The following is a 6,264-nucleotide window of genomic DNA, read 5'->3' as shown; positions in this document are numbered from 1 at the left end:
TCGCTTTTTTGATTGTCTTTAAAGATTTTATCGAATACCAGACTGGTTTAAATAAGTATGATACTTTGCACTATTTACATTATGCTGAGCTAGTGTCTTAGCAAATTCATGATAACCAATTCTATCTACGCTAGCACAGAAATAAATATAATCATGTTTTTCAGCATTAAGAACTGCATCAATTGCATTTTTATCTGGCATAAATATTGGACCTGGAGGTAACCCAGTATTCAAATAGGTATTATATGGTGAAGGTATCTCTTTATGTTTATTATATACCCTGTATATCTTTTCATCAAAGTCCCCTGTATATAATTTATAAGCGTAAACTAAAGTAGGATCAGCCTGCAATGGCATACCTAGTTTCAATCTATTCAAATAAGCCCCTGCTACTTTAGGACGTTCATCTATTTTAGTTGTTTCCTTTTGAACAATAGAAGCTAAAATAGAAACTTCTATAGGAGATAATCCCAATTCTTCTGCTTTTGCTTTTCGCTCATCATTCCAAAATCGCATATATTCATTATATAGCTTGTTACGCATCTTTATAGGGTTGACATTCCAATAAAACTCATACGTATCTGGTACAAAAGCAACAAGAACATTCTCTTTTGTTAACTCATTATCTTCTAAAAACTTATGAGCAGTAAAAGCCTCTAAAATACTTAAACTATCTGCTTCTATTTGAGTAGCTAATCGACCCGCTAAATTTTCGATACGCTCTTGATTATTATAAGTTACTTTCACTGGTATATTAACGCGTAATGCTTGCGTAATATCGTAACTATTCATTCCATTTTTTAATCTAAAGCGTCCTGCTGACATTGAATATGGGTAACTTCTCTGTTCTGCAATTTCTTCAAATCCTTTTGGATCTTTTAAATAAGCTTTAAATTGAGAATACACTTTATCAAATGTATCTGATTCTCTCACATAGATATACTCGTTTTCATCCCAACCTTGTAAATTGGCCTTAAATGCTTTACCATACCATATATACAAGTATCCCATTAAGCCAAAACCACCTAAAACGACAATTAAGACAATGATGTTTTTAATTTTCATCTGTATTATTAAATATTAATTGATATAATGCTTCATCTTTATAGGTCTTCCCTACTCGATTCCATTGTTTTTTTACTCCTATTTCTTGAAACCCTTGACCTGTGAACAATTGAATACTTGCCGTATTATCAGTCGATATATTAGCATATAACTGGTGTAAAAATAAGTGATTCTTACTATAATTAACTACTAATTCTAAAGCTTCTTTTCCAATACCTTTTCTCCTATTATCTTCATATTGGATTACAATACCTACACCTGCTCTATTATTCTGTGGATTGTAATCAAATAAATCAATTAGACCTAATGTACTACCAGATAAAATATCACATATTACTAAACGCAATTGTTTAGCCTCATATATATCTTGATAGGCATTTTCTAAATATTGTCGAATCAGAAAACGACTATATGGAGTTTGAGTATTACTCACCTCCCATAGTTTCATATCATTTTCTATCAGAAAAACAAACTCTAAATCTTCAGGTTCGAGTGCCCTTAAATAAATTAATTCACCTTGTATAAACATAATTATAGGACAAAATTACCTTCAAAAACTAATTCTGCAGGTCCGCTTAAATACACATTTTTATAGCAGCCATTTTCTACTTCAAATGAAACTTCTAATTCGCCACCTTCTACCTCAATTCTAACCTTGGTATCATCTGCTTTTCCCTGATGATACATAGATATAGCAACAGCTGTAGCACCCGTACCACACGATAAAGTTTCATCCTCCACTCCTCGTTCATAAGTACGAATACGAAAATGATTAGGTCCCTCTTGTTCTACAAAATTTACATTGGTTCCTTTTGGACTATATAAATCACTTTCTCTTATTGCTTTTCCTTTCGCATACACAGCAAATCGCTCTAGCTCACGTACTACCTGCACATGATGAGGAGATCCTGTATTTAAAAAAGTAAATTTCTTATCTACTTCTATTTCATTTACATCAATCATTTTTAATGAAACTATTCCATTACTATCGATATGTGCATCATGCTCACCATCAATGGCAATAAACTCACATTCATTATCAATAATTCCAAGATGTTTAGCAAAAGCTACTATACAACGTCCACCATTACCACACATTGTACTCTCCGCACCATCCGCATTATAATATACCATGCGAAAATCATATTCATCAGCATCTTCTAATAATATAAGACCATCTCCTCCAACACCAAACTTACGGTCGCATAATAATTCTACGAGTTCTTGATTATCTTTTGGAAACTTTGACTGGCGATTATCGATCATCACAAAATCATTTCCAGTACCTTGATATTTATAAAATTTCAACATAATATGATTGATTAGAATCAACAAATTTACAAATATTGTTGATTATTCTATCAATGTTAATCGTTGGTTAAAGATTTTCTTATATATCAATTACTTATTTAACTTTACTCTTAAATCTATAATTATTCAATTGATTATGAAGAAAACGTTTGGGTTATTAATACTTTGCCTATTTAGCGGTGCAATAACTTTAACAGGTTATAAGTATTTTTTTGAAAACAATGCACCACAAGAAACACTTGAGGAAATTCACAACTCTTTTTCTGAATCACAATTACCTCATCAAAAAACAAATCGTACAACACCTCCAACAAATTTTACTGAAGCAGCTGAAAATACAGTTAACGCAGTAGTACACGTAAAAAACTTAAGTTATGTAAGGACTAGAAGTAATCCTTTACTTGAGTATTTTTATGGATACAAAGGAGGTACACAAGCTCAAGTGGGTATGGGATCTGGCGTAATTATCACAGAAGACGGTTATATCGTAACTAACAATCACGTAATTGCAAATGCCTCCGAACTTGAAGTTACATTAAATAATAATAAAACATATAAGGCAAAACTAATTGGTACAGACAAACAAATGGATATTGCTTTATTAAAAATAGAAAGTAGTGACAAACTTCCTTATTTGGTGTTTGGCGATTCTGACGAATTAAAGTTAGGTGAATGGGTATTAGCTGTCGGTAATCCTTATAATCTAAATTCTACCGTAACTGCAGGTATTATCTCTGCAAAAGCGAGAAACTTATCAAAAGGAGGTATTCAATCCTTTATCCAAACAGATGCAGCTATTAATCCAGGAAACAGTGGTGGTGCACTTGTCAACACAAATGGAGAACTAATTGGTATTAATACAATGATATCTTCAAATACGGGATCGTATGTAGGTTATGCTTTTGCTGTTCCATCTAATGTAACAAAAAAAATAATAGAAGATTTACTTGAATATGGAAATGTGCAACAAGGAGTACTTGGGGTTACAGGTGTCGAATTAAATAATTCTATAGCCAAACAACTTAATATTGATCAAACTCAAGGCTTTTATATTCAGTCTGTCATTCCGAATTCAGGTGCCCAAAAAGCAGGTTTAAAGCAAGGTGACATTATCTCTAAAATCAATAATAAAGATATACTGACCTTTGTAGATATAAAATCTATCTTAAATACCAAAAGACCTAATGATATTGTAAATATAGAACTGCTTAGAGACAAGAAATCAATAAATGTAGATATAAGTCTTATCAAAGCCCAAAGCCCTCAAATATTCTATAACGGTTTTGAATTTGAAGAACTTTCTCCTCAAGAAAAAGAAACGCATCAAATTAATTATGGTTTAAAAATAGTATCAGTCAATAACAGTCGCTTTAAACCTTACAAAGATGAATTAGAAGGAGGAATCTTACTTGCCATAAATGGCGTGAAAATTAGTAGCGCTTCACAAGCACAAGAAATTCTAACGCAATTAGAAACCAATAGTAAAACAAAGTTAGAAATCATTAGCTCAAATGGCGATCTAATTCGTTTACTAATATAAAGACAGTGTTCACCCAAAAGCCTTCAAAAAAGAAGGCTTTTTAGTTTTAACACTTGATTTATTCATTAAAAAAGCAGACTTTTGCACTAATTTTATACAACACAATCTAAATAATGAAAAATACAAGTTTATACGAAAAGGAATTGGCTTTTCAAGCAGATCGTAGAAAAGCATGTGTGGAATTTATCAAAATCGTAAGTGACTTATGGTATGATAAATCTATAGAATTGTTAATGTTTCGTAATCAATTAATTGATCGAAGCGTAAGTGATATTATCAATCTTCATGAATATGCTGCGAAATTTGTTGGGAAACCAATTAATATTTTCGATTCTGTAGAAATTGCTAGAGCTATTCAACAGGCAGACTTGCCACCTTCAAGAATTGACATAGGTAGATTAACTTATGAATACCATTTAGAAGACAATAAACATAGCAATGCTTTAGGCTTCGTAGTGAACAAATTAAAAGATGCTAAAGAAACAGAAGAACTTGTTCCTAAAGATGTAGTTTTATATGGTTTTGGACGTATTGGACGTCTACTTGCTCGCGAGTTAATGAACAAAATTGGTAAAGGACAACAAATGCGCCTTAGAGCAATTGTTACTCGTGATAAAAATGATCCAGTTTTATTAGAAAAGAGAGCTTCTTTATTAAAATATGACTCAGTTCATGGTGATTTTGAAGGTTCAGTAATAGCTGATCCAGAAAACAATGCTTTAATTATCAATGGTACTACTGTACATATGATTTCTGCAAATGCTCCTGAGGATATTGACTATACTGCATACGATATTGAAAATGCTTTAATTATAGATAATACAGGTGCATTCAAAACAGATGAAGATCTAAAACGTCATTTAACTTCAAAAGGAGCTTCTAAAGTATTATTGACTGCTCCTGGTAAAGGTATTCCAAATATTGTACATGGAGTAAACCACCGAGAATACAATCCTGAAGAAATTGATATTTGGTCAGCAGCATCTTGTACAACAAATGCTATTACTCCAGTATTAAAAGTTATTGAAGACAATTTAGGAGTTGTAAAAGGACACTTAGAAACAATCCACGCTTACACTAATGACCAAAACCTAGTTGATAATATGCACAAAAAATACCGTCGTGGTAGAGCTGCTGCATTAAACATGGTTATTACTGAAACTGGTGCTGGAAGTGCTGTTGCAAAAGCACTACCTGCTTTAGCTGGTAAACTTACTTCTAATGCTATACGTGTTCCTGTTCCTAATGGATCTTTAGTAGTTTTAAACTTAGAGGTTGAAAAGAATACTTCTGTTGAAGAACTAAACGATATTATGCGTCAAGCTGCTCTAAACGGAGAACTAGTAGAACAAATTAAATATTCTATTAATAACGAATTAGTATCTTCTGATATTGTTGGTACTTCAGCTCCTTCAATATTTGACAGTAAAGCTACTATCGTTTCAGCTGATGGTAAAAACATTGTAATGTACGTATGGTACGATAACGAATATGGTTACAGCCACCAAGTTATTCGTTTAGCTAAATACATTGCACAAGTAAGACGTTATACTTATTATTAGTAAACAATATATTTTAGACATAGAAAAAGCCTTATGAATTTTATCATAAGGCTTTTTTTAATTTCTATAATTCTAATATTATTTTTCTAATAATTGATCGAGTGCTACTCTAAATTTTGAACTATTCCAATCAGCAGCTCTAAATTTTTTAACTACGATATTCCCTTTTTTATCGATCACATAAGATGCAGGGATACTAGTAGAGTAAAGGAGCGCTGGGGGTGTATTTTGTGAATAATACACAGGTAATGTATAACCATTCTTTTCTTTAAAAGCTTTAACTTTCTCAGGACTCTCATTAGTTACAAACATAAAAACTACTTTATCTTTATAATCGTTATACAACTCTTGAAAGCTAGGTTTCTCAGCTATACATGGAGGGCACCAAGTCGCCCAAAAATTAATAATAATTACTTTGCCTTCAATATTTTTAAAATCTACTGTATTCCCCTTTTCATCCGTCAATAACCAATCACCAAATTTCACTTGTTGTTGATCATCTACTTTCTCCACAGTTGGACTCATTGCAACCAAACGATTTACCCATACCTTAAAACTATTTCCTAAAGGTGTAAATAACACAACAATTATAAATGCTGCAAAAAGAATATTAAAAAACAACTTCGTTTTTTTATTTTGTACTGCCATTTTGTTAATTAACTAGAATTCAAATATATTCAATAATTAATACAATACAATGTATAAATCAACAAAAGCAAAAATATTTTATTTTATTTAACACAATAAAAGCAATTAAATCTTAAAAATAAATAGATATAACAAAAC

Annotated in this window: 6 protein-coding genes; 2 read left to right on the top strand and 4 right to left on the bottom strand. The window is 31.5% G+C overall.

Features of this window, described 5'->3' with window-relative positions; genetic code table 11:
• Window positions 1-27: 27 nt before the first annotated feature.
• Genes mltG through dapF form a run of 3 tightly spaced genes read right to left on the bottom strand, consistent with a single transcriptional unit; the run spans window position 28 to window position 2,376 of the window.
• On the bottom strand, window positions 28-1,065 hold the full coding sequence (gene mltG / locus RH98_RS08430; protein ID WP_010252978.1) for an endolytic transglycosylase MltG: 1,038 nt from the start codon (window positions 1,063-1,065) through the stop codon (window positions 28-30).
• Entirely contained in the window at window positions 1,055-1,594 is a 540-nt protein-coding gene (locus tag RH98_RS08425; RefSeq protein WP_010252977.1) for a GNAT family N-acetyltransferase, read from the bottom strand. The genes mltG and RH98_RS08425 overlap by 11 nt, the downstream gene beginning before the upstream one ends.
• A gap of 2 nt (window positions 1,595-1,596) precedes the next feature.
• Entirely contained in the window at window positions 1,597-2,376 is a 780-nt protein-coding gene (dapF, locus tag RH98_RS08420; protein WP_010252976.1) for a diaminopimelate epimerase, read from the bottom strand.
• Window positions 2,377-2,512: 136 nt separating this feature from the next.
• Here dapF and RH98_RS08415 point away from each other — a divergent pair, with 136 nt between their 5' ends.
• Together RH98_RS08415 and RH98_RS08410 are read left to right on the top strand one after the other, a co-directional pair.
• Window positions 2,513-3,916 (top strand): trypsin-like peptidase domain-containing protein, encoded by a 1,404-nt coding sequence (locus RH98_RS08415; protein ID WP_010252975.1) that lies wholly within the window; start codon window positions 2,513-2,515, stop codon window positions 3,914-3,916.
• 113 nt (window positions 3,917-4,029) lie between these two features.
• The gene (locus RH98_RS08410; RefSeq protein WP_010252974.1) at window positions 4,030-5,478 is read left to right on the top strand and encodes a glyceraldehyde-3-phosphate dehydrogenase; all 1,449 of its coding nucleotides are present in this window, start codon (window positions 4,030-4,032) and stop codon (window positions 5,476-5,478) included.
• Window positions 5,479-5,556: 78 nt separating this feature from the next.
• On the opposite strand, the gene RH98_RS08405 is transcribed toward RH98_RS08410, so the two are convergent.
• Window positions 5,557-6,126, bottom strand: a complete 570-nt coding sequence (locus RH98_RS08405; RefSeq protein ID WP_010252972.1) for a TlpA family protein disulfide reductase — start codon at window positions 6,124-6,126, stop codon at window positions 5,557-5,559.
• Between the last annotated feature and the right edge of the window lie 138 nt (window positions 6,127-6,264).

Source organism: Myroides injenensis M09-0166 (genome assembly GCF_000246945.1).
GTDB classification, from domain to species: Bacteria; Bacteroidota; Bacteroidia; order Flavobacteriales; family Flavobacteriaceae; genus Flavobacterium; species Flavobacterium injenense.
The sequence above is the reverse complement of the archived record's forward strand: the minus strand, read 5'-3'. Positions and strand labels throughout refer to the sequence as shown.